We start from the raw sequence: 24,117 nt of genomic DNA on the forward strand, positions 1-24,117 counted from the left end.
CTGCCAAATTACTCAATCAATGCCCTGTGGTCTGGCTCAATTCGAAGCGATCGTGATTACCTGTCAACGAAGTAAGGTAGGTAAGCTGTTGCCCGATGCCCTATACGTTCACATCTCGGCCCTACAGGCATTAGATCCGCTTCTGCAAGCCTATGAAAGCGAGGCAAGGCAGATTGCCTCTTCTCCTAAGGGGATTACCGTAGTCAAATTCAGTACAGCGAAGCCGACCGTTTCTTACCTGTTCTATCCAGAATTTGACACTGATCCTCACCCTGCCCTTCAATCAAGCATCCAAGTGAATCTACAAACCCGTGAGGTGAAGCACCGGGACTATGGGGATGCCGATAACCCGTTTATTCTGCATCGCAAGGAAACTTTTGTTACGATTAATTATCCCTATTACCAGCAATTTGCAGCACTAACTCGGCAAGAAGAAGCTCTGGGCCTGCTTGACAATCCTCGGGCGATTGGCACTCGCTTGGTTTGGGAAGAGCGGCTGGCTCAGTTCAAGGTGGCATTCCAGGGGCATACCTTGGTTCATCGATCGCTTCTTAATGCCCAAGCTGCCCAAGTCAAAATCGATCGCCACAAAGCTGCTATTAGCCGCAATGACTTGTCTAAACCTGTTCGTCTGGCATTGGAAGCTGGACTGTTGAAGCAGAGCATGACATTCTTCGACTACGGTTGTGGTCAGGGAGGTGATGTTGAGCGGGTCACTAAGTTGGGTTATGAGTGTTCTGGTTGGGACCCCCATTATCGTCCGGATGTAGCTCAAGTTGCTGCTGATGTCATCAATTTAGGCTACGTGATCAATGTCATTGAATCTCAGGCAGAGCGTCGAGAGGCGTTGGTTCAAGCTTGGGATCTGACTCAGCAAGTACTGATTGTGGCTGCGCAGGTTCTCATCGCTCAGGGGAATAGCCAAATTGCCTACGGCGATGGGATCATTACCAGCCGTAATACGTTTCAGAAGTATTACGACCAGGATGAACTGAAGATTTATATTGACCAAGTGCTGGGAGTTGACTCTATCCCAGTAGCTTTGGGGATTTACTTTGTTTTCCGGGATGAAGCTCAGGCACAAAGTTTTCGAGCCTCCCGATTCCGATCGCGCGTTAGTGTTCCTAAGGTTCAGCTCAGCAATAAGCGGTTTGAAGATTACAAGGAACTGCTAACTCCCCTAATGACTTTTTTCACTGAGCGGGGGCGGTTGCCAACCCTAGAAGAGTTGCCTGAAACTGCAACACTCAACAGTGAGTTTGGCAACCTAAAGCGGGCCTTCCAGATCGTTCTGCAAGCTACAAACCCGCAAGAGTGGGATGCGATTAGCGATCGCCGCCGTCAAGATTTGTTAGTTTATTTGGCGTTGAGCCATTTTAGTCGTCGTCCCAAGCTACGGGATTTAACACCCGTGGTTCAGAATGACATCAGGAGTCTGTTCGGGGGCTATCAACAAGCTTGTGCTGCGGCAGATCTAATGTTGATGACCTTAGGCAATCTGGAGGTAGTTGAGGAACGCTGCAAGAGTAGTGCGATCGGGCAAAAGCGACCGAATTCACTGTGGGTTCATGTGTCGGCGATCGAGGCACTTGATCCTTTGCTTCGGCTCTACGAAGGTTGTGCCTCTCGCACGATCGGTCGCCCCCAGGAAGCCAACGTCGTTAAATTTCACTTCCGCAAGCCTAAGATTTCTTATTTGTTCTATCCAGCCTTTGACACTGATCCTCATCCTGCGCTGCACACGAGCATGCAGATTGATCTGCGGGATTTGCACGTTCACTACCGTGACTATGACCCAAAGGACAATCCACCCCTACTGCATCAGAAGGATCTGCTCGTCACGACCGAATATGCTCTCTATGCGAAGTTTGCTAAGCTAACTCGTCAAGAATCAGATTGGGGGTTACTGGATGATATAAGGAGCATTAGCGATCGCCGAGGTTGGCAAAAGTGCTTAGAGGAGCATTGTGCTGAATTAAAGGGGCATCGTGTATTGTGGCGAAAAGATGCTGACCCCTATCAGGTGAAGTTAGTGCGATCGGCTATTCGTGCAAAGCAGGCAGGGCGAACAGCATCTGCCGCAGAATCTGCTGGCTGATTTCAAGCTCTACCAATAATGACTCGGATGCCATCTGTTATTTCCTAGGTTAAAAATTGAGGAAGATATGCCCTAAAAACACGATATGGCTGATTCGCCCAAATCCACCGAAGCATCCTCTCCTTCCCCAGAGCCTACCTCCGAATCTAACAAACCTAGCCCGGAGCGTCGCTTTATTCAACGGCAGGTGGTACAGCCTTTAATTCAGTGGATGCCATTGGGAGGCAGTGGCTGGCTATTTGCTAGCTTTTGGTTAAAGCAAGAATGGACACAAGTTCTCCTTACCTTTCCCGTCACGATTGTGACGGCAGTATGGGCAGCTTACAGCAAGAACTTTGTTGAGCGGTTGTCAGAAATTTATGCAGAAAAGGGCAAACAAGATGCCGAAGTCTTAAATCAGTTGCTAGCCAACCTGGATGAGACAATTAAGTGGCAGTTTTCAGGCTTTGAAGCGAAATATCTGGAACTGCAAGCCAAACCTTGCCAAGAATACATAACCGAAGGCTTCAACCCAGATAAAACTGCGATCCCTATGTTGGAGGAAGTCTTCGTCCCGCTCCAGCTCAATGGTTATCTGATTGAGGGTAATGGACGCTTTATTGAGAACAGAAAAGATTCTGCAAAAGCAAACCAATCGTCTGAAGGAATTAATATTTGGGATTTAATTCTCAGATCACGCAAGAATCCAACATTTCGGCAAATGGCGATTCAGGCACAGGGAGGATTTGGCAAAACCACATTGTTACGCCACATTGCCTTGATCTATGGGCAAGGAAAATACCGCCGCTACCGGGCACCAAAACTCATTCCTTTCTTGCTGTACTTGCGTGATTGGCGAGACAAACTATCACAGCCTGAGTTGCCAACTTTGCCCGATCTAATTAAGAACCATTTTCTACCCAAGTTATCGCCCAACAATCCACTCAAGCCCCCACCCGCATGGGTTGAAAACTTGCTGGAGCAGGGGGGAGCATTGGTGATGTTTGATGGCTTTGATGAGTTAGCTGAAGACCAACGTCAACGAGTTAGCCAGTGGATTAGCCAACAAATGCAGGAGTACCATCGCACCACATTCATCATTACATCTCGCCCTGCCGGATTTAAAGACTATGTTGCCAAACGCCCGGCTGTACCACTATTTGTCCAGAAGTTTAAGTCTTACCAACAAGAGCGATTCATCAAGCGGTGGTATCTCTGCCAAGAACGTTGTGCCCGCAGTGAGAAGCAGGCCAACCAAGCAAAAGAGGCCGCTGAGCGCAATGCTCAAAAGTTGTTGACTCAACTGCAAGACCCTGATCGCCCTGAACTGCAAGAGATGGCCGAAAACCCACTCTTGCTCAATATGCTGGCGACATTTCACCGTTTTGATCCGGGCACTGAGTTACCCAAACGGCGCATTGAACTCTACCGAGGGATCTGCAAACTACAACTCGAAGATCGCCCTAGAGCGCGGGGCATTCCCATGCTGTTGCCTTATGAAAAAAGTCATCAGGTATTGCAATCGTTAGCACTGGCGATGGTGAAACGGTCTTCCCCCCGTGTTTCTTGCCAGTCGTTGATCAGTTTTCTAAAAAAACATCCCCTATTAAAACAAGAAGATGTTGGGGCAGAAGCCTTGCTCAAGCAAATGGTGCAGATCAGCGAGTTATTAGTAGAGCGAGAACTAGGCTACTATGAGTTTCCGCATCTCAGCTTTCAAGGCTATTTTGCGGCCAGCTTTTTAGCCCAAAATCATATCAAATCACTCGCTCTAGTGAGAGAAAACTGGGATAAAGCTTCATGGCGGGAAACGATCTTGCTTTACAGCGCTCAATTGCCCCCTCGGTTGATGACTGATGTGATTCAACAAGTCTGCGATTTAGGCAAAGAAGCTGCTCAACTGGCCTATGACTGCTTGCGCGAGTATCGCAACCCAGAGAAGCTTGACCCAGGCTTAGAACAAGAACTCAGAGCACTAACTAGCACGGTACAAACCCTCCGCTACACAAAACTGGAGGAATATCTGAAAAGTAGGCACTGGAAAGAGGCCGATCAAGAAACCTATCGGCTGATGATTACGACAGTTGGCAGGACGGAGGGAGAGTGGTTTGAACCAGAAGAATTATTGACTTTTCCGCGTGATGAGTTACGGGCGATTGATGCCCTTTGGGTGAAATACAGCCATGGCATGTTTGGCTTTAGCGTCCAAAAGCAGATTTATGTAGGGTGTGGTGCTAAACTAGACGGCAAATTTCCTGGTGATGAAATCTGGTGGGAGTTTGGCAATCTCATGGGTTGGCGTAGGAATGGTAAATGGCTGAGTTACTCCCAAGTAGTCGGAACTTCTTTCTCCCTTCCCAATACAATTCTCCCTGTTATAGGTACTCTGTACTACGGCGTCGATGCGTTGGTGTCCGCGGGGGCATGCTCTCTTCTCTCGCACAAAGACTTGTAAACTGTAACATTCGCTAGTTTCAGCTTTTCGTTAACATTGATTTCCATCACATTTTCTACGATGCCATCACGAGGGTGACTGATCCGATATTGGCACCGCGATCCGTTTTCTCGTCGTTTTCTGGTCAATTATTAGGCTGAACTGAGTACTTCTGACAGCGTTTAATGGCAAACAATAACACCTCTCGACATTCAAACCGAGCCGAACGAAGTTCGCGATTATTGCAGCGAGTAGTGAGATGGTAGTATGGATAAAGGTTTCGCTACCTTTATCCCTAGTAATAGCCAGTTTGAATTTCCCGACGTTTGCGTGGCATAGGCTAAATCAGGAACCTGGTAGATGCAGGCTTGATCAACTCTACCCAATGTTCAAGTCCTTTTCGCGTTGGTACTCCCTTATCTGTAAATGTCCAGATGTTTCGATTTTGCTTCTGACTTTGGCTAATATGAATGGGGCGATCGCTTCCATAGTAGTACAGCGAATCAAATGGTAATTGCTGTTCCAAAATCCACTCCACAAGGCGATTGCTCTCCAACCCCGCAATCTGAAAATCACAGGCAGCACCGAGGCGATCGCAGTAATACTTGCCATTTCGGTTTTTCTCGTGAGCCATGTGCTGATCACGGCTAGGGTCAACTCGACCATTCTTGATGCCTGTTTCTGGATCCCTTTGACTTAGAAAGCGCTTCAAATCTGTTGAGCAGAACCCATAGGTTAGATGGAATTGCTCCCTGCTAAAGTGATCAATAATGGGGTCAATAATCCATTGGCAAAGTGATTGTAACGCTGGAATTGTTTCTTCCAGATTTTCGGGGTATGGGCCAATTTGACTAGAGTACTTCTGGTAGGTCTGCGTGCAGGTACAAAACTCTTGTAGAGTTAGATATTTTCCTAAAACAACTTTAGGAAGTAACAAGTTTTCCATCCTTTACTTCAACTCATACTAATTAGCCTCAACAACCAAGGTTCTCAGCTCAACTAATAGTTTTTCTAGCCGTTTTTGCTTCTTAGGATTGCTCCAAACCCGCGATCGCTTTGCTAATCGCAAGATATCATCAATTTGGTTCTTAAGTGAGGGAGCGGAATTTTGTAACTTGGCTGCATCAGCTTTAAGATTGGCAATTCGCTCCTTAATGTCTAAAAAGGAAAGGTCGTTAGCGATCGCTTCCTCCAAAAGCTTACGGCGCTGCTCATCATCTTTAATACGAGCGATTACTTGAGCTTTTGTATAGGCAATTTGCCCGCTCCTTAGAGCTTCCAAAATTTCGGCAGGTAAATTTAACAGTGATAGCCGAGTGGTTACGAAAGATTCCCAAGTAAGTGTTCCAAGCTCATGGAAGACAGCCTGGACAGTTTTTCCATCTGTACTAGTCAAGATATTCTGATTACTATTGCCAGCGACTTCATTGCGCATCCGGTAAAGCAAAGCTGGAACATCACTAGAGTTTATATGTAGTCTCAGCCCTAGAAGTTGTAAGATACCTTCCGCTTCCTCGACTGCGTTTAGGTCTTCCCGCTGTAAGTTTTCTACTAGCGCAATCTGTAAAGCTTCCTCATCATTAAGCTCACGAACGATCACCGGAACTGAAGACAGGTCAGCTTGTTTCGCGGCTCTAAGTCTTCGTTCTCCGGCTATCAATTCATAAACCCCTGGCTGGCTAGAAGGGCGAACTAAAAGCGGCTCTAATATTCCATGCTGTCGAATAGACTCCGTAAGCTGCTGTAGCTTCTCAGCATCAAAGTAGCGGCGAGGTTGACTGGTGGGCATGACAATTAAGTCAATAGAAACGCTGTGATCGCCAGAGCTTGAGTTGTTTTCAAATGCCCATTCATCTTGCAGGCTCTTCCGTCTCGCCATAGTGTATCGCCTCCTCAAAGAGCTTGTTATAGTCTTTAGTTGCTGAAGTAGCAGCCTCACCAGTCATGCTGAATACAGTGGCAGCTTGCCCTGGCGCATCAGCAATAACTTGACGTTGGTAAATCACTGAGTTTAATAGTTTAAAGCCTTGAGTCTTTCTTAAGGCTTCTTGTGCCTCTCTAAGCAAGACTGTCCCTCGGGCTGCTCGGCTCAAGAACATGGCTGCTCTAGGCAGCCCTTTACGAATTTTCTGTGCTTGATTGACTAAGCGAACGATATCCTTTGCTGAGAGCAAATCTAGATTAGAAGGTTGAACTGGAACAAGTGCTAAGTCAACACTTAACAATACTGATTTAGCTGGTTCTCCGAGAACTGAGGGTGAATCCACAATCACGGAATCATACTCTTCAGTAAACTTACCAATTTGATCAAACAAGTCGTCTGGATCATTGATCACAACAGAGGGCATGTCCAGCTTTTTAAGCCACTGGCTAGAGCTTGCTTGCCCATCTGCATCGATTAGCATAACGCGCTGTTGCTGCTGGAATAGCCAGTAGGCAAGATGCACTGCTGTTGTTGACTTCCCACAGCCACCTTTTCGATTGAGGACTCCAATCAGCATTGCTTTATTAGGTATTTCCTAGCTCATGACGCTAGTACTAGCATCACATGTTATGCCTGTAAAATTGTCAATAACCCACGTCAATTCGAGGAAAACGATGATGCAATTTGACTGGGAGGCTTTTACTTACGAACAAGACTGGCTTCGAGCAACCGTTCAACTTGAGGAGAAATCTGGGCAGGATGTTCAGATAGGTATTCAAACTTCCTGCCCTTCCACCCTTGAGCCAACTCAGCTTCAAATCCAGCTCAAACGAGTAAAACTCTTGTCAGTTCTCTTTACAGAACTGCGTTACCTTCTGGAGCAGCAAAACTTAGGCGCAGATATAGAAGCTGCCTTGGTTCAGGGGCGGCAATTGGTCCAAGCTCGCGCAGGTCAACTCAGCCTAGAACAGCAAGAGTACTTTGAAACGTTGTTTATCGAAAAGGAGGCGAACCTCGTCAAAAAACTGCTGCGACCGCAGGGCAATCATATGCTGTATTCATTACTGACCGAGTTAGATTGGCAAAAAATTGCTCAATTTCTTTCGATCGATTGAAAGAAGAAGCGATCGCAGGTTGGATCAGGTAAACTACTGAACAAGCTTGATTCTAAATGGAGGAAAACTGTGATTCTTAGGGATGCTAGTTGCGTGATGAAGGAGCAGGTTATGCTCTAGGCACCCTAAAAGGCTAAAACCCCAACTGGTGGAACAGCAGGGGTAGAAAAGCCATTGATTTTTGAACGGAATAGAGGGGACTTTAACTTCGATGCTTGGCCGCTAAGAGTTAAGTCACCTACAGTGTCATGCGTCTATATTACGGTGATTTGGCAAAAAGTGACAAGACCTTTTGTGCCGTTTTTTAATAGGCAAATGGCTCTCTATTCCTCGCTACATCAGGGATGGAGCAGATCCTAGAGAAACTAACCGTACAGGAATATTTTTTAGTTAATCTCGCTCTATCCCCTGCCCACCGTATGTTTGGGACGGAGAGACTATGCATAACTACCGTGATTGTTACCTGCGGTTGCAGGTCGAGCAGCAATATTCTTTGACTTTGCACTCTCTGTCCCCTTGCTTTTACTGGACTAGAGAGTTGCATCATGCCCCGAAAACAACTACCCGCTTGTGATAGTCAAGCGATCGCCCCTCAGCCAGCTCGTCAGCGCCTACCAGAACCCCTGCCCCGCGACTCCTTAGGTCAGCGCTTGTGTCAGCTCTTCCCCTACCCCTGGCAAGCGATCGTCGCCCCTACCCCTACCGATGCTGGCCAAAAACCCGCTTGGCAAACCCTCACGCAGTACCCCCTCAAGCCCCGTAGCCTCTGGGCCTACTGGCAAGATGCCGCTCAGCTCGTTGGCGTCCGCTTCGGTTCCACCACCACTTATGGCCTCATCGACCTCGATGCCCTTAGCCTGCATCATCCCACCCGCGATCGCCAAGCCCTTACCACCCTTCGAGCTGCCCTCGCTAGCATCGGCATTCATCAAACCCTCCTGCTACGCTCCAGCTGGAATGGTGGCCTCCACCTCTACATCCCGCTGCCTGAAGCTGTCCCTACCTTTGGCCTTGCCGTTGTCCTCAAGCACTGCCTGGAAGCACACCACCTGCCCCTAAAAGCAGGCCAACTGGAAGTCTTCCCCAACGTCAAACGCTATAGCAAAGCCGGAGAGTATAGCGAATACAACGCTCATCGCCTACCCCTGCAACCTGGTAGTGGCTCCGTCCTTCTCAGCGATCGCCTCCAACCCCTGCCCAGCGACTTGCCCTGCTTCTTCCACCGGTGGGATCAAGCTGCTGCCGCTCAGAATCTAGAGCAACTGCAACAGGCAATCGCCACTGCCAAGAAACAACATCAGTACCGCTCCTACAACCGCCGCAGTAACACCACCCTGTGGCAGCAAGAACTAGAAACCGAAATGGAGCAAGGGTGGACTGGACCCGGACAAACGAACCATCTGCTCAAAACCATTGGTTGCTATGGCGTCGTCTTCCAGTCGCTCTCCGGTGCAGCACTGGCTCACTACATTGAGCACACTGCGATTAAAAGCCCTGGCTATCGAGAGTGGTGTCAGCACCAGCACGAAATCAGTCGCCGAGCCCAAGAATGGGCCACAGCCGTAGAAAGCTACTACTGGCCCCTCGGCACCAACCCGAAACGCGATCGCACCTCTTCTCAGGTCCCATCTGCTAACAACATCGTCAACTTCAACCAGAAGCGAGCCGAAGACGCTCAAGCCCGAATCAAACAAGCCGTCCTCAACCTGACTCAACAAAGTCAACTACCCGATCGCCTGACTGCTCGAGCTAAGGCGATCGCCTCTCTGGCCCAGTGCAGCCACAGCACCTTGCAGAAGTACAAAGAGCTATGGCATCCCGAATGGTATGTAATAGACCAACCTGAGCCCGTTACAGCTACCTCACTATCTCCAGCGATCGCACCTTCAAAAGCACTAGAAAACTCTCCCAGAGAGGAATTACACACCTTTGCCTATATGAAGGGTGGGGGGGTAAGTGAAGGTGATTCTTCCTCTTTCACTTCTGTTTACTCTGTATGGGAGGGTCAAGGGAGGGGGAAAGTGAGTTTTCCACAGCCTCCTCAAGCTCCTTCTACGATCGCTTATGAGGATCTCAGCGATGTGATTGTGGGGATTCAGATCCAGATTGGGCGACTGGGGTGGACTGTGGAGCAAGCCCACCAATTCATTGCTGATAACTTCCAGGGTAAGCGTAGAAGTCAGCTCACAGATGATGAATTGATAGGCTTGCTGTACCAATTGAGGACGCGATCGCTCAAGTGAAAAAAGTGTTGAACAATTCAACAGCTTTTGAGAGTCGATTTTATAGATTCATGTGACAAAGCTACAAAAGTTCTAAGAAGAGTTTTCGTCGCTCTTCAGCTTGCAATTTTGATGCTAATGCTTTGATTTGAGCTGTGAGCGCTGTTTTTCCCTCAAGCGTTGGTGATTCCCACCATCCCTTAGCATCAACTGTTTTCTCGCTAGGATGCATCTCGTTATACTCTTGGTCCCCAACTGCCTCAGAGTTACCGATGACCTTGTGAAAAGCCTTTCGCTTCGTCGGATCACCATGTCGACGCTCATGAGTAACCGCAATATTTCTAAAGAAGTGAGGATTTGTTTTGCGTGGCTCAATATCCTTAAATAGCGGGTGCTCTAGCATCTTTAGTGCTGCACTGGCCGTATATACAGCACGTGTGACGGTGGTGAATAAGTGACTTGCCTGTAGCTGCTTACCATATCCTTCTAGTTGGCTATTTCCGTAAGAGACGAAGAATAAGTTGCTTTGAAAATTACTTCTTGCCTCCTCCATGGTTTGAACGTGGGATTGAGCTGATTGTATGCGCTTGCTTACTCCCTCTGCTTCTTCGCTCCGGCCTGCTTGTATGGCTTGCTGATGTTGTTTTCCTAGCTTTGCTAAGTATCGTTTTAACTCTTCGGTGTTTCTGCACCCCTGACGAGCTACAAGACCTAACCAACTGTTTAAGTCTGCGGTAGCTGCCTGAGCTTTTGGTTTCCAAACGTTGAGCCATTCATCAATATCAGCAACCACTTCTGGAGCCAATACATCGGAAAGTATGAAGTCTCGCTCATCGGCTGTTTTGTTGTCGTCTGGCTGTAAAACCATGCGATAGCCATTAAGTATGCGAAAGAGCGTGCGCTCGAGTTCAAGTTCTCTAAGTTCGCGTTGCCGTAGTGGACAGTAAGTCAGAATAGCTACAAGTAAATAACGCTGCCAGGATCGAATAATTGATAAGTCAGAACGTTTTGTCCCAAGAGAATCACGAGGAGCGCAGCATTTTCTCAAATACTTTACAATTTCGATGCACTGTTCCATCGTCATCTCTTTTTCAGCCCGTTTAGCCCTCTTGTTAGCCTTTTTCTGTTCTTTGTACCGCTTGGATAGATTGTTGCTAATCATTCGAATTTCTTCGACTACAGCAATATCTCGATACATGGGTCTTTTGGACTCATAACAATGCAGCCACTTTGCAACGTTTAACGCTAGGTCACAAAAGCCCATTCCCCAACCACAAGTATTGCCACGCTCATTAATGCCCCAAGCTAAGAATTTATTGAGCAAGTCTAGATCAATCAATAGCTTGAGGTCTAAGTTTTTGATCTCATAATTCTCAACATTCTTGAGCCATCCCAGGATATCGAGTGCTCGTGCTCTATGATTGTTAAAAGTTTTGGCTCGCATTTTCCTGTCCTGGCGCTTCGGAACATACTCACCAGTACAAAACGTATTAAGTTGTTCTAGCTGTTTTAGAAGCTTTGAGGTGAGTTCAGACTCCTGTAGCCCATATGAATCGGCATGGAGTGCTCTTCGACCTTCATTGGCTGCCATGATGTTGGTTCCAGAGCGAGTTCTAGGAGCATACTTTCCATATCGCCCTTCGACAGCCTCCTCATACCAAGTTTCTTGCTGTATCCACTTGAGAAACTTATTAACAGCTGGACGGTATGTTGTTCTCTCTACATCAGCTCGAATTTGCTCAGCGGCCAAAGCGGCCTGACAAGCCTCAGAGAGAAGTTTAAGGGGCTCAGCATTTAGAAATACATCCAGAGGAATCTGGCTGAGCACATACTCTAAACCTACTCCTTCTAGATCTTCAGTGACAAAGTTATATCCCGGCAAGTTGGGAAGAACATACCGCCTCAAAGCAGTTTTCAAGTTTGCAAAACTTGTGCCACTAATCTTAGTTTCTCCTTGTTGGATATATCGATGTAAAGCTTCAAGGGTGTTTTGAGGAGGACATTGAGACATTATGGAACCAAATATTGATTGAAATTAATATACCGTAAACTTAGTATTTGTGTACTGTATTAACAGATACCTGTGGCTCCCAAGTCTACGATATATCAAATTTTGGCAATATTCTTGGAACCTATGTAATCTTTTCTGTATAAAAGTTTGCATTGATTGATGTCTTTAAGCTTGTAGGAAAACAAAATAATTGCTTCCTACGCTTTTATTGCCAGCGGCTAAGCTAATTACGATATATTGAATCTTGTATTTTGGATCAGCGGGGGCATTTGAACAGAAACCTACGGTTTTGAATTAGAAGCACTTTTTCAGTAACCAGTGCTGGTCTTTACTTCGTTGCCTGATCTAGGGGTAAAGGTAGCGAAGATACTGTTGGCGAATTCATCAGAGAAAAATGAAGCTTGGCGTCTAGCCTAGGATGAGAGTAAAGCTTTACAGCTCAGCAGAGGTGTAGCATGTCCATACAACCCCAGCCCATTCCTCCAGTTCCAGAGGATACCGCAGCAGTCGCACGAGCTGCTTTTCCCAAAGGTAACCTCTACCTTCAAATCCGCGATACACTTGGCAGCCTCTATCAAGACGAATCTTTTGTCTCACTCTTTTCCAGGCGAGGACAACCTGCACAATCTCCCTGGCGGTTGGCTTTAGTTTGTGTGATGCAGTTCATGGAAAATCTCTCTGACCGCCAAGCTGCTGATGCTGTTCGAGCTCGCATCGATTGGAAGTATGTCCTCAGTCTGCCACTCAGCGATCCAGGATTCAATTACTCGATTTTGAGTGAGTTTCGCGATCGCCTGGTGGCAGACAATGCTGAATCCCTGTTGCTAGACCCGTTGCTAGAACAATTACGTGAGAAGGGATTACTCAAAGGACATCAGCGGCAACGCACCGATTCCACTCATGTTCTCGGGGCAATTCGAGTATTGAATCGCCTCGAAACATTGGGAGAGACCTTTCGAGCTGCGCTCAATAGCCTAGCGGTTGCGGCTTCAGATTGGCTAGAGCCACATTTACAAGCAGCTTGGTTTGAGCGCTATCATCGGCGCACTGAGAACTATCGCTTGCCTAAATCAGACAGTGAACGCGAAGCATTGGGTCGCACGATAGGCCAAGATGGATTGACATTGCTAGATGTTGTTTATCATGCCTCTTCTCCAGAGTGGTTACGACATGTTCCAGCCATAGAAACCCTCCGACAAGTTTGGCTCCAGCAATTTTATGCACTAGGTGAAGATGGCGCTCTCCAATGGCGATCGCCTAAAGACATGCCACCGTCTACGCTAGCGATACATTCTCCCTATGATGTGGCAGCCCATTACAGCACCAAACGAAGTGTGGATTGGGTGGGATACAAAGCTCACCTGACTGAAATCTGCGATGAGGCTTGCCCCCATTTCATCACTGGCGTTTATACAACGCTCTCCACAACCCCAGATGATGCAGTCGTTGATGCAGTTCATGAAGGCCTATCAGAGAGGACGCTGCTTCCCAAAGAACACCTGATGGATACAGGATATATAACCGCTGCCCATATCCTCAACAGTGACAAAAAGTATGGTATTGACTTGGTTGGAGCAGTGCGAGGCAATCCCAGCTGGCAGAGTCGAAAAAACTCCAAGTTTACTTCAGACCAATTTGCCGTCAATTGGAATGAGCAAACAGTAACCTGTCCTCAAGGACATCAGAGCATCATTTGGAGAGAAAAGATCGATAACCGGAGTTTGCCCGTCATCCATGTGCATTTTTCACAAGCTGATTGTCGCCGCTGCCCCGTTCGCAAACGCTGTACTCACTCAAAATATGCTCGCAGGCTGACACTACAACCGCAAGCCAAATATGCTGTTTTACAGCAACGGCGGCAAGAGCAGGAAACCGCAGAGTTTAAGGAGCGCTATCAACAGCGAGCGGGAATTGAGGGAACGTTATCCCAGGGAGTCAGACGTTCGGGTCTACGGCAATCTCGCTATGTAGGATTAGCGAAAACGCATCTTCAGCATATTCTTACCGCAGTTGCTCTCAATTTGATTCGTCTGGATGCTTGGCTCTCAGGAGTTCCCTTAGCAAAAACTCGTACCTCTCGATTCTTGGAGCTTAAGTCTCGAGTTGCATAGATTTTTCTCTGATGAATTCGCCAACAGTATCTTCGCTATCTTTACCCCCTATAGGACTTAAATTATGATGGGGATGGTGTAAAAACCAAATTCGATAATGCCCTGCCTCGCAAGAAGTGTTTTTTTTGTGTTAGGCGAGTTGCTGTGGACTAGCAAGTGATCGTAAGTTTTGAGAAAAACCATACTTTCTTTAAATTCCGTATCAAAAAAGATTTATTAACAAATTCCATAGTTTGATAGCTAAAATTTTTCGAGTGTTTTCTGGAAGTAGAGTGATAACAGTAAGGACTGCAACTACGATTGAGAGTATGAGAGTATTCCGTTGGAGAAGATAATTCAGCGTGAGCGATTTAGAGGACAGGATCTGCGAGTAAGCTAACTTTAAAAGGCTTAATTGCCCCTCACAGAATTTCTTGTCTTGGTCAATGCGATACTTCACATCTTCTGCTAAAAAAACTGATCCTTCCTCTTTGTGTTTTTTTCTCGATAGACCTTCTGCCCCTCTATTTATAAAATACAGAAGAAATTTCTCATTTATTCCTACCCCCATCCTAGAGTTATGAAAGTGGAAGCCATTAACTCTTGTCATTTTTGAAATTCCCACCTCTAAGGTTCTAAGGTGAATTCTCCCTTTTATTTGATCCTTTAAAGCTGGCTCTAACTCATTTTTTAGCTCTATTGTCATACTCTTTAGAACTTTATAGAAGTGTTCTAATGCTAGTAAAGGGAAAAGTTCATGAAGTCTATAAGATATAATCCCAAACATAGATTCTTTATCATCTGAGCTGGCTTCAGATTTTAGAACTTTATAGTCTGGCAAACTCATTAATACTTGATATGAGGAAGAATTCTCATAGAGCAATTTCTCTCTACTAACCTCATAAAATATCCACCAACTTCTGCTTTTGTAGATTAATCTTTGATCGAAAGGATACCCCAAACTTCTAAGAAATTGGCAGGAGGCTCTAAGCTTTGGAGGAAACTTTGGTAGGTATGGTTTTTCTGGAATTTCTCTTAAAGGAACATTGAAATTAATAACTTCAATACAAGGCAAAGGACCAAAACTTGACAAACCTGCATTAAAAGTTTTTCTGAAAAAAATTACGATACTCTTGTTGAGTTCCAAGAAAATCTCTTCAAACTCTAATTGCTTAACATTTTGCGTTGGATTTCTTGAAGATGCAGTAATTCCATCTCTGAAGCTAAAACCTAGAATTTCAGATTGAGGGTAGGGGATGCTTTTACTTATTTGAGAAAATTTTGATAAAAATTCAGTCGATGGATTAACAAAAATCGAAAGAATAATAAAAGAAGAATCAAGGTAGTGAAGCCAAATTTGAGCGCTATGAACTAGCTTTAATAAGCTTCTAGCTTTCTTGTCAAAGAGAATCGAGCCTACATAAATAGATGCTGCATTTGTAGAAGCAGATTTACGAATATCGTTGAACCAAGCATTAAGGTTTTCTGTATTGCCTTCCAAAGAGGAATAAGGATAGCTAGTTAATAACCTGTTCAAACCTTTCTGAAGACTATCGAACTCCTCAGAGAAGAACAAGTCTGCAAATCCAATCTTGTTTAGGCTGACCTCTAAGTTCTCAGGGCAAGCAATTAATTCAGATTCGTGAACATGCAAATTAAATGTTGCATGATCCTTAAGGTTCTTCAAAATTTTCCGTTTTGGATTCTCAATACCTTCTGCAAATTGGAAGATCCTTCTTGTTGCTTTAATTCGTAGAGACTGCCAAATAGTCCTTTTTGATTTAGGCCAATTTCGCATTTACACAACCTCACATTTATTGGCTCAAGCTATAAGCAAAGAATGGTGCAAGTATGAGTTCATCTTGCACAAGCTGATACTTTCAAAGAGCGATCGCATAAGTGACTCAATATACGCACAAACGGCAGGTAACTACGGAATCATGATCGAAGTTGAGTCCTGCCGTCTATCCCTTATAGCGCTAGCTCATCCGCTTCAAACTCTCGTTAAATTTGGACGAACTGCATAGCGATCAAGTTGGTGAGAGTGTTCCAAGTGCTCTTAGAGCGACCGAAGGAAGCAGCGCTTGCCCTTCCTTCAACTTTGTAGGTTTCCCAAAGACGATCGACCAGCATCATTCCATACTGTTCCCACAGCTCATCCACTGGCTTGATCCACTGTCCATCTTTGATCAAGACTCGGAACGCAGCTAAAACGGGCATAACAAAGGGGGGTGCAACGGTGAGGTTAAAGATACGTCCTGTTATTAAAGTAGATGGCTTTTTGCTGCACCCGCTAACTCTGGAAATAACAACTTTTCCACCTGTGGTGCTACGTCCGTTCAAAGCTTCATGAGCTTCCATGATCTTCTCCTCCAGCCACAAGATGTCAGGCAATAGGGGAAGAATTGCTTTGTAGTCCTCATTATTCCACTTGCGAACGAGAGAACCTTTACCTGTGTAAGCGGCTACAGGATGGCTGTCTTTTCTGAAGTCAAATATCTCGTTGTTAAGCAACGCAAGGCGTTGAACAACATCTACAACCGTATACTCTGGAGCCTCATCCAATTCACTTTCAAATTCATTAGGTTTGAATATCACATTCTTGCGACAGCTCTGAGGTAGGTACTTCTCAACAGCCTGCCAATCGCCTTCTAAATTTTTCAAGGCGTAGTCAGGAACTGCTTTAGACAAGTTTCTAGCTCGGCTGATGCTAGAAACTTGTTCTTCCTCAACCCCAACAGCTACAGTGACTTGAACATACGCTCGCTCTAAATCTGGATAACGCTCTCCCCGCCTGTGTTGACCATGCAGAGCATGCATCAGAGCTTTGTAGGTATGGCCTCCGTTGAGAACTCCATGCCCCACAAAGTCTTCAGTTTCTTCGGTCGGCTCGCTATACCTGATCCGAATTTCAAAATCCCCCCCTTCAACGCGCTTTGCCTGAAGCGAGGCAACAACAAGCATAATCCCGTTGTTGTAGTAAATGAATTGCTCCGGTTCCGACTTCAAAGTTTCCAGCATAGCCTTGGCTGGCTTTGCTGCAAGATCAGCGTTTCGAGCATTCGGACCGTAAGGAAAACCTTGAGGTACTTCTTTAGCTGGTACCGTTAAAGACCAAATCTGTCTCTTTTCATCGCTGTCTTGAAAAACACGACAAGCAGACTTGGCAAGAAATTCAACTTGCTTCTCTTCCATGATCTATATCCTGTTTTGCTTTGTTCTACTGAACTGGTTAGTTGGGTTCAACGGAACCTCTTCGCTGAAGCTAACACAAGTATTTGGGGAGTGCAACCACAATTTCAAAAGTAGGCGGCGATCGCCTTACCGTAGCCTTCCTCTAGACAAAATTAGGTGAAGTGCCAGAATAGAGCAGCATAGTTCTCAAGCTTTTGCCCTGATGAGTGCCAGCCCAAAACCTCAAGTAGAGAGTAAGTTTCCTGACTGCGTAGCGATGAAACTCCATCTTCAGGAAAAATCTGAAGCCCCTAAAGCCTCGTTTTTACCTAGATTAAGCAAGCAGGTAACAACTCATTCACAAGAATTTGATCTCAGTCTTACCGTTAACTTTAGCGGTGAGCAGGAGATTATAGTGCCAGGGGGCACTCGGTTAGGCCTACCCGGAGGACGGGCAACCTTTGGCGTGAGGCGGGGGCAACTTCGATTTATACTTCAGAATTGCAAATTGCCATTAGAAAAGACAACCCTTTTAGAACCATTTAAGGTATCGATTGCGGTAGAAAGGCAAAAGACTAAATCCAATGAAATTCAGGCAGGAGCAGCATCAAATGCTCCTAGTATTGGAGCGAAAACAACTGAAGGATCGACTGAGAAGATTACAGTAGAAGTTTTCCAGGTGAAGAAGATAGGCTCTGAAGACAAACCTGCCTGGATTTTTGAAGCCTACGGCGATCGCCCAATTTTAGAAGGAATGCTAACGGAAGCGTTGTTAGGGAGTCTCCAAGTTGATGAGCTTCCTTGTGAAATAGCTGCTGATTTTATAGTTCGAGGTGAGGATGTTCAGATCACCTGGGGGCAAATTGGGCAAGTTAAAAATATTCATCGCAATAAGCTTGCTGTGATTGAACGAGCAATCGCCCTTCGCTATATCAAGCCAATCGTCGAATCTACTCCTATTTGTCAAGGGGGGTGGAGACATGGCTGAACCTACTTCCTTCGAAGAACTTGATCAGGCAATCGGTAATGTTCTTGATGCTAAAACGACCAATTTTTTCAAGTTAGCTGAAATGCTAGGACTAGACCCTAGGCAAGATTTTGCCGGAGCCGATCTGTCGAGCACTAATTTCTATGAAGGCAATTTGGCAAGCGCCAATTTTGTAGGGACTAACCTGCGTGGTGCTAACTTTGCTTATGCCAATCTGCAAGAAGCCAACTTTACAAATGCCAATCTGCAAGAAGCCAACTTTACAAATGCCAATTTAGGTATTCTACCCTCCAGCTATCTAGCCCGTACTAAAGAAGTCGATTACCTAATTACCAGCGCCCTCAACCACATCAACGACTTAAACAAAGAACTAAACCTCGCCCGCTACCTCTTTATGCACCTCGACCGCATCAACGACTTAGACAGCGGCCTCGACAGCGACCTCGACCGCATCAACGACTTAGACAGCGGCCTCGACAGCGACCTCGACCGCATCAACGACTTAGACAGCGGCCTCGACAGCGACCTCGACCGCATCAACGACTTAGACAGCGGCCTCGACAGCGACCTCGACCGTGCCTATGACCTTGTTCGTGACCTTGCCCGTGACATCGAGTACTTCCATAACATCATTCGCATCAACGACTTAGACAGCGGCCTCGACAGCGCTCTCGAAAGCGCTCTCGAAAGCGCCCGTGCCCTTGACAGCAACCTCGACAGCGCCCATGAACTCCACCGCGACCTCGACAGCGCCCATGAACTCCACCGCGACCTCGACAGCGACCTCAACAGCGCTCTCGAAAGCGCCCATGCCCTTGACAGCGCCCGTAACCAGGCCGAACGCCTCACCTATGAACTCCACTATGCCCTCGACAGCGCCCATAAACTCCACCGCGACCTCGAGGGCGCTCTCGAAAGCGCTCTCGAAAGCGCCCTCGAGGTCGCGGTGGAGTCCATCCATCGTATCGGAGGTGGAGCAAACTTCTACAGAGCTCAACTCACTGGAGTGGTGCTTGACAAAGCTAATGTTGAGGGAGCAATTATGATTGGCTGTACAGGTTTATCGAGTTCTAAGGTTGCTGATTTGATGAGGAGAGGAGCCATTATTCGATAGCTCTCCTGGCGAGCGATCAGAGGTTCGCGTACCAGTTTCTAGATGAGTCTCTGCGAATATGCCGTTTGGGTATCCACAGTTAGGGAAAAGCGATTGTGTCCCGAGTCGATACAGCAATGACAGTAAGCTTCATCTCTAAGTTCGCCATCAGAGTTGTCGTCTAATAGCTCCTGTCAGCCAAGGCAGGTCTACTGCTAGAAGCACAAGCATTAAGTCAGCAGATTGCCGGGATCAGGAAGTGTTTGGCTCTCTGAAGCGATCGCGCGCCAATCCTCCCAAACCTGAGAACCACGCCGCAGGACTCCAATTGAGTCAGAGGGTAGGCCAGTCACCTTGCTATCCGAAGACGTAAAGTACTCAATTAAACCCGCAGCATAAGCCTTGTGGTACCAATCATTGAACTGAGCCATCACACTAGGAGTGCTTTGAGCTGGCTTCCACTGACCTCGGATTGCATCCACTAACAACCCAGCGGGATTCTTCACCTCACCACTCTGCTTGCGTTCCTTGACTAGCGCGATCGCATCCTGAACTGTGGTCAAAGTTGCCTCTAGTACCACAGCCGCAATTTGTGGGTTCAACGGAATCGGGGCGATCGCCGCTTTAACTTGATTTAAAATTTTGCGCTGCTCGCCGCTGGCGGAAGAAACGTCTATTTCAGCATTTTGAACTAAGTTAGTTAATCCTGCATTTAGACCTGAACATTCCAAACCCTCTAAATCTAAGGATTTTTCCTGAGCTCTTACCTCCTGATCATTTTGGTTAATTTTAGCAGCAGGGTGGGTGGAGGGTATGTCTGTTTTCTTTGATTTTTCTCTATAAGAGAGAATGGAGCCATCAGGGTTTGAGGCCTCTATTTTGGACATTTCCATCCCAGATTGGATATTTTGATCCAGTTTTGCGACATTTTTGTCCGCTTGGGGATGGTTGGCTACCAGCTTAAAAATCTGGCCTGTGTACTTCCGCACCACCTCGACTAGTCCCACTTGAACTAGTTCCAAAAGCGATCGCTGGATGTGGCGGATGGAGTAGGAGCGCTTGCGATTTACCCCTGTCCACTCAGAAAACTCGTTCATCTCAAATTCTTGGGGCCGTCCTGCGGGCCTGCGTCTCAGCAACCAACGGTGTAACTGACCGGCACAGGGGGTGAGTTGTAGGGCTAGAGCATCGTGCGCGTGGGTGACGCGCGCAAAAACTTCGGACATCCGTGGTTCTCCAGTTGTAATTTGCGGTGGAGAACTGCTAGCCTTAAGTTACCAGCTATGGGCTAACAGTCCTTAGATTTTTGAAACCAGCATTGGGAGCCAACCCGGTGCTGGTTTCGCTTTAAGGGGACTCTACTACAGCCGTTGCTAGTTCGTCTAGCGATATTCGCAGTGGGTCACAAAGTAGTCGAGCCAGGGCGATCGCCTAAAAGCCAAGTAGTTCGGGGTCGCAGCAGCCTAGGATAGCAAGCTGATACACCATTTGTTGACGAGCTTGCAGCTTGGTCGCAGTGAAGCCATTACGGAGTCTTTCCAGTTCAGCCATTGCATTTGCCTTCGCCACAGTTAGCTGCATGAAATGCTGCTGAAGGTCTTGGTACTTCTGATTGGTTTGCAACAGCAGAAAACGTCTCGCTTTGCGTTGATTCTCGTTTTTTAGGTCATTTTCAAAAGCTACAACTGCCTCAGCCTGGCCTTCTTCCTCATGCATCTGATGACGCACTTGTAGAAGTTTGCTGTCTAACTCATTCACTAATCGGGCAGCTTGAGCAATTTGTGGTGGATAGTCTGACAACTTCATGGTTACTCTTAACGGTGCAGTTGGAACGCAGCTTTGTAGTCAACCTCAATCACCCCAGGTTTACGAGGTGGGAAGCTCCCACCCCAATCCACTGATTTATGCCACTTTCTTAGGCTCGATTAGTATCGAATGCTCCAGCCGCTCTACTGCCTGCTCAAATGCGCGGCGATTGAAGGCATAGTTCCGATTGCCGGAAAGGCAATGCTCAAAAGCATCACTCGCTAGTTCCTCAACGCAACTTTCTATCCACTTGGTAAAGGCTTGAGCTAAATCGAGAACTGCATAGTATTCGCCTTGTTCAGTTTCGTACCAAGCTTGAGCTTGCTGAGCCGCCTCTAACAAGTGCGCTGCTATAGAAAGGGGAATCTCGAAAGCGATCGCAGTGTAGTCCCCATTGCAGTTTCCTGGAAGAGCATAAGTTTGTTGACTGAGCTGGATCTGCTCATCGGGATTGGTTTCTAACTGAGCAGTTGGAGTGTTAAAGCTTTGAGTTAGCATGATTCTGAATTCCTCAATGAAAGTTGGGGTGGCGTCAGAACAGGCGGTTGTCCAGACTCGGCTGTTCTGAGGTGCATAATCAGCAGCGATCGTTGGTTTCTCAGAACCCGCGATCGCTTGTTGTGTTTTGAATTTTTATTCAGTGCGCTAAAAACGCTTGGTATGCAGCTTCTAGCGCTTATCTCATTCTTGATTCCAATTCCTAAATTGTCAATTGTTAGTTAACAATTTATTAGCGTCGATGAGCGACGATGAAAGCAACGCTAGTCAGACTGTCCATGGGCATGAAAATCGCAATTACAATTGAACTGCCAGAGTTAGAGAAGAGATTGAAGACTTGGCGAGATGCTAAGGGTTGGTCGCTCAATGACTTGTCGCGACAGATCACTCTGGAAGGCAAGCGCATGACTAGCCAGAACATTCAACGGATCGAAACGGGTGAAACCAAGGCGGTCCCCTATGAAACCCTCCAAACCATTTGTGATGCTCTTGGAGTTGACCTAATGCCACAAATTGCAGAGGCCATCCAAACTCAGATTCTCCAAGGGCGACCGCGGTAAACCTCAAGGGAGTAAGGATGCGATCGCTGGCTCAGCGAAGACTGGGGCACTGAATATTGGGTCAACCAAGCTGATGCACTGGAACTACAGTACGAGGTGACCAAATCAAAGGTTTTGCAGCTTAATATTTTTGGAGATGTAGCAGACAGGTTGGCCAGAATAGGAATGCTAGCGCTAGCAAGGCAAATGTGGAAGTAAAGCTATAACCGTTTATGCTTCATCCAGAAGTTCGCTCATGATTTTGTCTAAGCGATCGTTGGCATCCTTAGCAAGACGAACACAGCCAGCACTACTTAGCATGCCACTAGAGGCAACGGCTGCTCCTTCTGGAACTTTGCCGAACAACAGCATTGCTGCACCTAGAAAGCTAATCGCAGTGAATGCTGCACTTGAAGTTAGGGCAATATTAAAGCTGTAGCGGGCTTGGCGTACACGCTCTTGAGCAATTTTCATTTTTAGTGGGCCTAAGATGTCGAAAGCTGAATTGGGTTGGTTCATAGGAATGATTGGATGTAAACTTCCTACTTCCAGTGTGAAACTCAATTCCTCAAACCTTGACTCAGCAAAGCTCCTATTGATCGCATCTTTTGTTGAGCTTTTGTTTGTGCTTATGTTATGACTGACTTGTGCCCTATTTTTGTTTGCTCCAAGGTCAACTAAGTAGAAATTCTCTTTAATGCCTGAATCCAATAGTCGAAAACGCTTAACGGTTATTGCTTCCCCTGAAGGCATTAAGAAAGCCGAGAAAGCTTTGATTAGATTAGGTTTTGAATCTAAAGCTAATTTTGCAAAAGCTCAGTTGATCTCTCGCAATGCAGTTACAAACTTTTTTCAGCGTCATAGCATTCAGGCTGATACCTTTAAGAGAATCTGTAGTGGCTTACAGCTCAATTGGGAAGAGATTTTAGAGACCAAAGCCACCGATGAGATGGTAGAGATACAGAGAGCTGGGCAGCCAGAAGCACTTAAACTTGGCAGCTCCACTACCATTCAAGAAGAAAAAACTATGGCAACGGTTCTGCGCCAGGTAACAGTAGTTGATCAGCACAACGAGACCAAAGCAGTGATCGTCCTAGAGGGCGACATTGCCTCTGTTGATGCCAATTTTAGAACAACGATTGAAGCCGTTCTAAAAATATATGTAGGGGCCACAATACGTGTTCAAGATATTGAAGGAGGCAGCATTAGAATTAAGATTTCAGGCTCTCCAGAAGATATCGAAAGGCTGATAGAAAATGTTACTTCAGGAGAAATCACTGAGCTGAGTGGATTACCGATTCAAGAGGTTGAGCGTTTAGATGAACAATCATCAGAAGCTATCAACACCAAAACTTCTTGGAATAAATGGAATGTGGTTCAAGAAATTATCAATTCTCCAGCTCAAAATCGCGAACTTAGCAATGTAGATCTAAGTGATACTGACCTGAGCGGTGCAAACCTGAGCGGTGCAAACCTGAGCGGTGCAAACCTGAGCGGTGCAAACCTGAGCGGTGCCCACCTGAGTGGTGCAAACCTGAGCGGTGCATATATTGATGAGCAGACACAAATCAATGCTAAATGGCGTTTAGCTTGGGAGATCGTCAACCAAGGAGCTAGTCAGGCCAACCTGAGCGGTGTAGACCTGAGCGGTGCCAACCTGGGCGGTGCAAACCTGAGCGGTGCCAACCTGGGCGGTGCCAACCTGAGCGGTGTAGACCTGAGCGGTGTAGACCTGAGCGGTGCCAACCTGAGCGGTGCCAACCTGATCGGTGCAAATCTGAGCGGTGCCAACCTGAGCGGTGCATATATTAATGAGGAGACACAAATCAATGCTAAATGGCGTTTAGCTTGGGAGATCGTCAACCAAGGAGCTAGTCAGGCCAACCTGAGCGGTGTAGACCTGAGCGGTGCCAACCTGAGCGGTGTAGACCTGAGCGGTGCCAACCTGAGCGGTGTAGACCTGAGCGGTGTAGACCTGAGCGGTGCCAACCTGAGCGGTGCAAACCTGAGTGGTGCAAACCTGAGCGGTGCATATATTGATGAGCAGACACAAATCAATGCTAAATGGCGTTTAGCTTGGGAGATCGTCAACCAAGGAGCTAGTCAGGCCAACCTGAGCGGTGTAGACCTGAGCGGTGCCAACCTG

At 46.7% G+C, this 24,117-nt stretch carries 19 protein-coding genes; 9 read left to right on the forward strand and 10 right to left on the reverse strand.

Going from position 1 to position 24,117, the window contains the following annotated elements:
• Nucleotides 1-19: 19 nt before the first annotated feature.
• Together KME12_21775 and KME12_21780 are read left to right on the forward strand one after the other, a co-directional pair.
• Complete coding sequence (locus KME12_21775) at nucleotides 20-2,098, forward strand: DNA phosphorothioation-associated putative methyltransferase (GenBank protein MBW4490417.1); 2,079 nt, start codon at nucleotides 20-22, stop codon at nucleotides 2,096-2,098.
• 85 nt (nucleotides 2,099-2,183) lie between these two features.
• The gene (locus KME12_21780; protein MBW4490418.1) at nucleotides 2,184-4,532 is read left to right on the forward strand and encodes a GUN4 domain-containing protein; all 2,349 of its coding nucleotides are present in this window, start codon (nucleotides 2,184-2,186) and stop codon (nucleotides 4,530-4,532) included.
• Between the two features lie 319 nt (nucleotides 4,533-4,851).
• On the opposite strand, the gene KME12_21785 is transcribed toward KME12_21780, so the two are convergent.
• From KME12_21785 to KME12_21795, 3 genes are read right to left on the reverse strand one after another with little or no spacing between them, the layout of a single operon-like run.
• Nucleotides 4,852-5,457 carry a hypothetical protein gene (locus KME12_21785; protein ID MBW4490419.1) on the reverse strand — a complete coding sequence of 202 codons (606 nt, stop codon included), beginning with the start codon at nucleotides 5,455-5,457 and terminating at the stop codon, nucleotides 4,852-4,854.
• Between the two features lie 18 nt (nucleotides 5,458-5,475).
• Nucleotides 5,476-6,390 (reverse strand): ParB/RepB/Spo0J family partition protein, encoded by a 915-nt coding sequence (locus tag KME12_21790; GenBank protein MBW4490420.1) that lies wholly within the window; start codon nucleotides 6,388-6,390, stop codon nucleotides 5,476-5,478.
• A complete protein-coding gene (locus tag KME12_21795; GenBank protein MBW4490421.1) occupies nucleotides 6,362-7,012 on the reverse strand; it encodes an AAA family ATPase in 651 nt (216 codons plus the stop codon). The genes KME12_21790 and KME12_21795 overlap by 29 nt, the downstream gene beginning before the upstream one ends.
• 97 nt (nucleotides 7,013-7,109) lie before the next feature.
• On the opposite strand from KME12_21795, the gene KME12_21800 reads away from it, so the two are divergent.
• Nucleotides 7,110-7,550 carry a hypothetical protein gene (locus KME12_21800; protein ID MBW4490422.1) on the forward strand — a complete coding sequence of 147 codons (441 nt, stop codon included), beginning with the start codon at nucleotides 7,110-7,112 and terminating at the stop codon, nucleotides 7,548-7,550.
• A gap of 545 nt (nucleotides 7,551-8,095) precedes the next feature.
• Complete coding sequence (locus KME12_21805) at nucleotides 8,096-9,793, forward strand: hypothetical protein (GenBank protein MBW4490423.1); 1,698 nt, start codon at nucleotides 8,096-8,098, stop codon at nucleotides 9,791-9,793.
• 61 nt (nucleotides 9,794-9,854) lie between these two features.
• Here the strand turns inward: KME12_21805 and KME12_21810 are convergent, their stop codons facing one another.
• Nucleotides 9,855-11,783, reverse strand: a complete 1,929-nt coding sequence (locus tag KME12_21810; protein MBW4490424.1) for a hypothetical protein — start codon at nucleotides 11,781-11,783, stop codon at nucleotides 9,855-9,857.
• Between the two features lie 455 nt (nucleotides 11,784-12,238).
• On the opposite strand from KME12_21810, the gene KME12_21815 reads away from it, so the two are divergent.
• Nucleotides 12,239-13,894: an IS1182 family transposase gene (locus tag KME12_21815; protein ID MBW4490425.1), complete on the forward strand. Its 1,656-nt coding sequence runs from the start codon at nucleotides 12,239-12,241 to the stop codon at nucleotides 13,892-13,894.
• 202 nt (nucleotides 13,895-14,096) lie between these two features.
• On the opposite strand, the gene KME12_21820 is transcribed toward KME12_21815, so the two are convergent.
• A complete protein-coding gene (locus tag KME12_21820) occupies nucleotides 14,097-15,671 on the reverse strand; it encodes a hypothetical protein (protein MBW4490426.1) in 1,575 nt (524 codons plus the stop codon).
• Between the two features lie 206 nt (nucleotides 15,672-15,877).
• Complete coding sequence (locus KME12_21825; GenBank protein ID MBW4490427.1) at nucleotides 15,878-17,068, reverse strand: AIPR family protein; 1,191 nt, start codon at nucleotides 17,066-17,068, stop codon at nucleotides 15,878-15,880.
• 487 nt (nucleotides 17,069-17,555) lie between these two features.
• Here KME12_21825 and KME12_21830 point away from each other — a divergent pair, with 487 nt between their 5' ends.
• Both KME12_21830 and KME12_21835 read left to right on the forward strand, forming a co-directional pair.
• The gene (locus KME12_21830; protein MBW4490428.1) at nucleotides 17,556-18,035 is read left to right on the forward strand and encodes a hypothetical protein; all 480 of its coding nucleotides are present in this window, start codon (nucleotides 17,556-17,558) and stop codon (nucleotides 18,033-18,035) included.
• Nucleotides 18,028-19,149, forward strand: a complete 1,122-nt coding sequence (locus KME12_21835) for a pentapeptide repeat-containing protein (GenBank protein ID MBW4490429.1) — start codon at nucleotides 18,028-18,030, stop codon at nucleotides 19,147-19,149. Before KME12_21830 ends, KME12_21835 begins: the two co-directional genes overlap by 8 nt.
• Nucleotides 19,150-19,358: 209 nt before the next feature.
• On the opposite strand, the gene KME12_21840 is transcribed toward KME12_21835, so the two are convergent.
• The 3 genes from KME12_21840 to KME12_21850 all read right to left on the reverse strand — a co-directional run bounded on the left by KME12_21840 (nucleotide 19,359) and on the right by KME12_21850 (nucleotide 21,432).
• Nucleotides 19,359-20,354, reverse strand: a complete 996-nt coding sequence (locus KME12_21840) for a hypothetical protein (protein MBW4490430.1) — start codon at nucleotides 20,352-20,354, stop codon at nucleotides 19,359-19,361.
• Between the two features lie 205 nt (nucleotides 20,355-20,559).
• The gene (locus KME12_21845) at nucleotides 20,560-20,934 is read right to left on the reverse strand and encodes a hypothetical protein (protein MBW4490431.1); all 375 of its coding nucleotides are present in this window, start codon (nucleotides 20,932-20,934) and stop codon (nucleotides 20,560-20,562) included.
• A gap of 96 nt (nucleotides 20,935-21,030) precedes the next feature.
• A complete protein-coding gene (locus KME12_21850; protein MBW4490432.1) occupies nucleotides 21,031-21,432 on the reverse strand; it encodes a hypothetical protein in 402 nt (133 codons plus the stop codon).
• 284 nt (nucleotides 21,433-21,716) lie between these two features.
• Here KME12_21850 and KME12_21855 point away from each other — a divergent pair, with 284 nt between their 5' ends.
• The gene (locus KME12_21855; GenBank protein MBW4490433.1) at nucleotides 21,717-21,992 is read left to right on the forward strand and encodes a helix-turn-helix transcriptional regulator; all 276 of its coding nucleotides are present in this window, start codon (nucleotides 21,717-21,719) and stop codon (nucleotides 21,990-21,992) included.
• A gap of 210 nt (nucleotides 21,993-22,202) precedes the next feature.
• Here the strand turns inward: KME12_21855 and KME12_21860 are convergent, their stop codons facing one another.
• On the reverse strand, nucleotides 22,203-22,490 hold the full coding sequence (locus tag KME12_21860) for a hypothetical protein (GenBank protein ID MBW4490434.1): 288 nt from the start codon (nucleotides 22,488-22,490) through the stop codon (nucleotides 22,203-22,205).
• A gap of 178 nt (nucleotides 22,491-22,668) precedes the next feature.
• Between KME12_21860 and KME12_21865 the strand changes: the two genes are divergently transcribed.
• A partial coding sequence (locus KME12_21865; GenBank protein MBW4490435.1) for a pentapeptide repeat-containing protein occupies nucleotides 22,669-24,117 on the forward strand: 1,449 nt, incomplete at its 3' end.

Source organism: Trichocoleus desertorum ATA4-8-CV12, from assembly GCA_019358975.1.
Classification (GTDB): Bacteria; Cyanobacteriota; Cyanobacteriia; order FACHB-46; family FACHB-46; genus Trichocoleus; species Trichocoleus desertorum_A.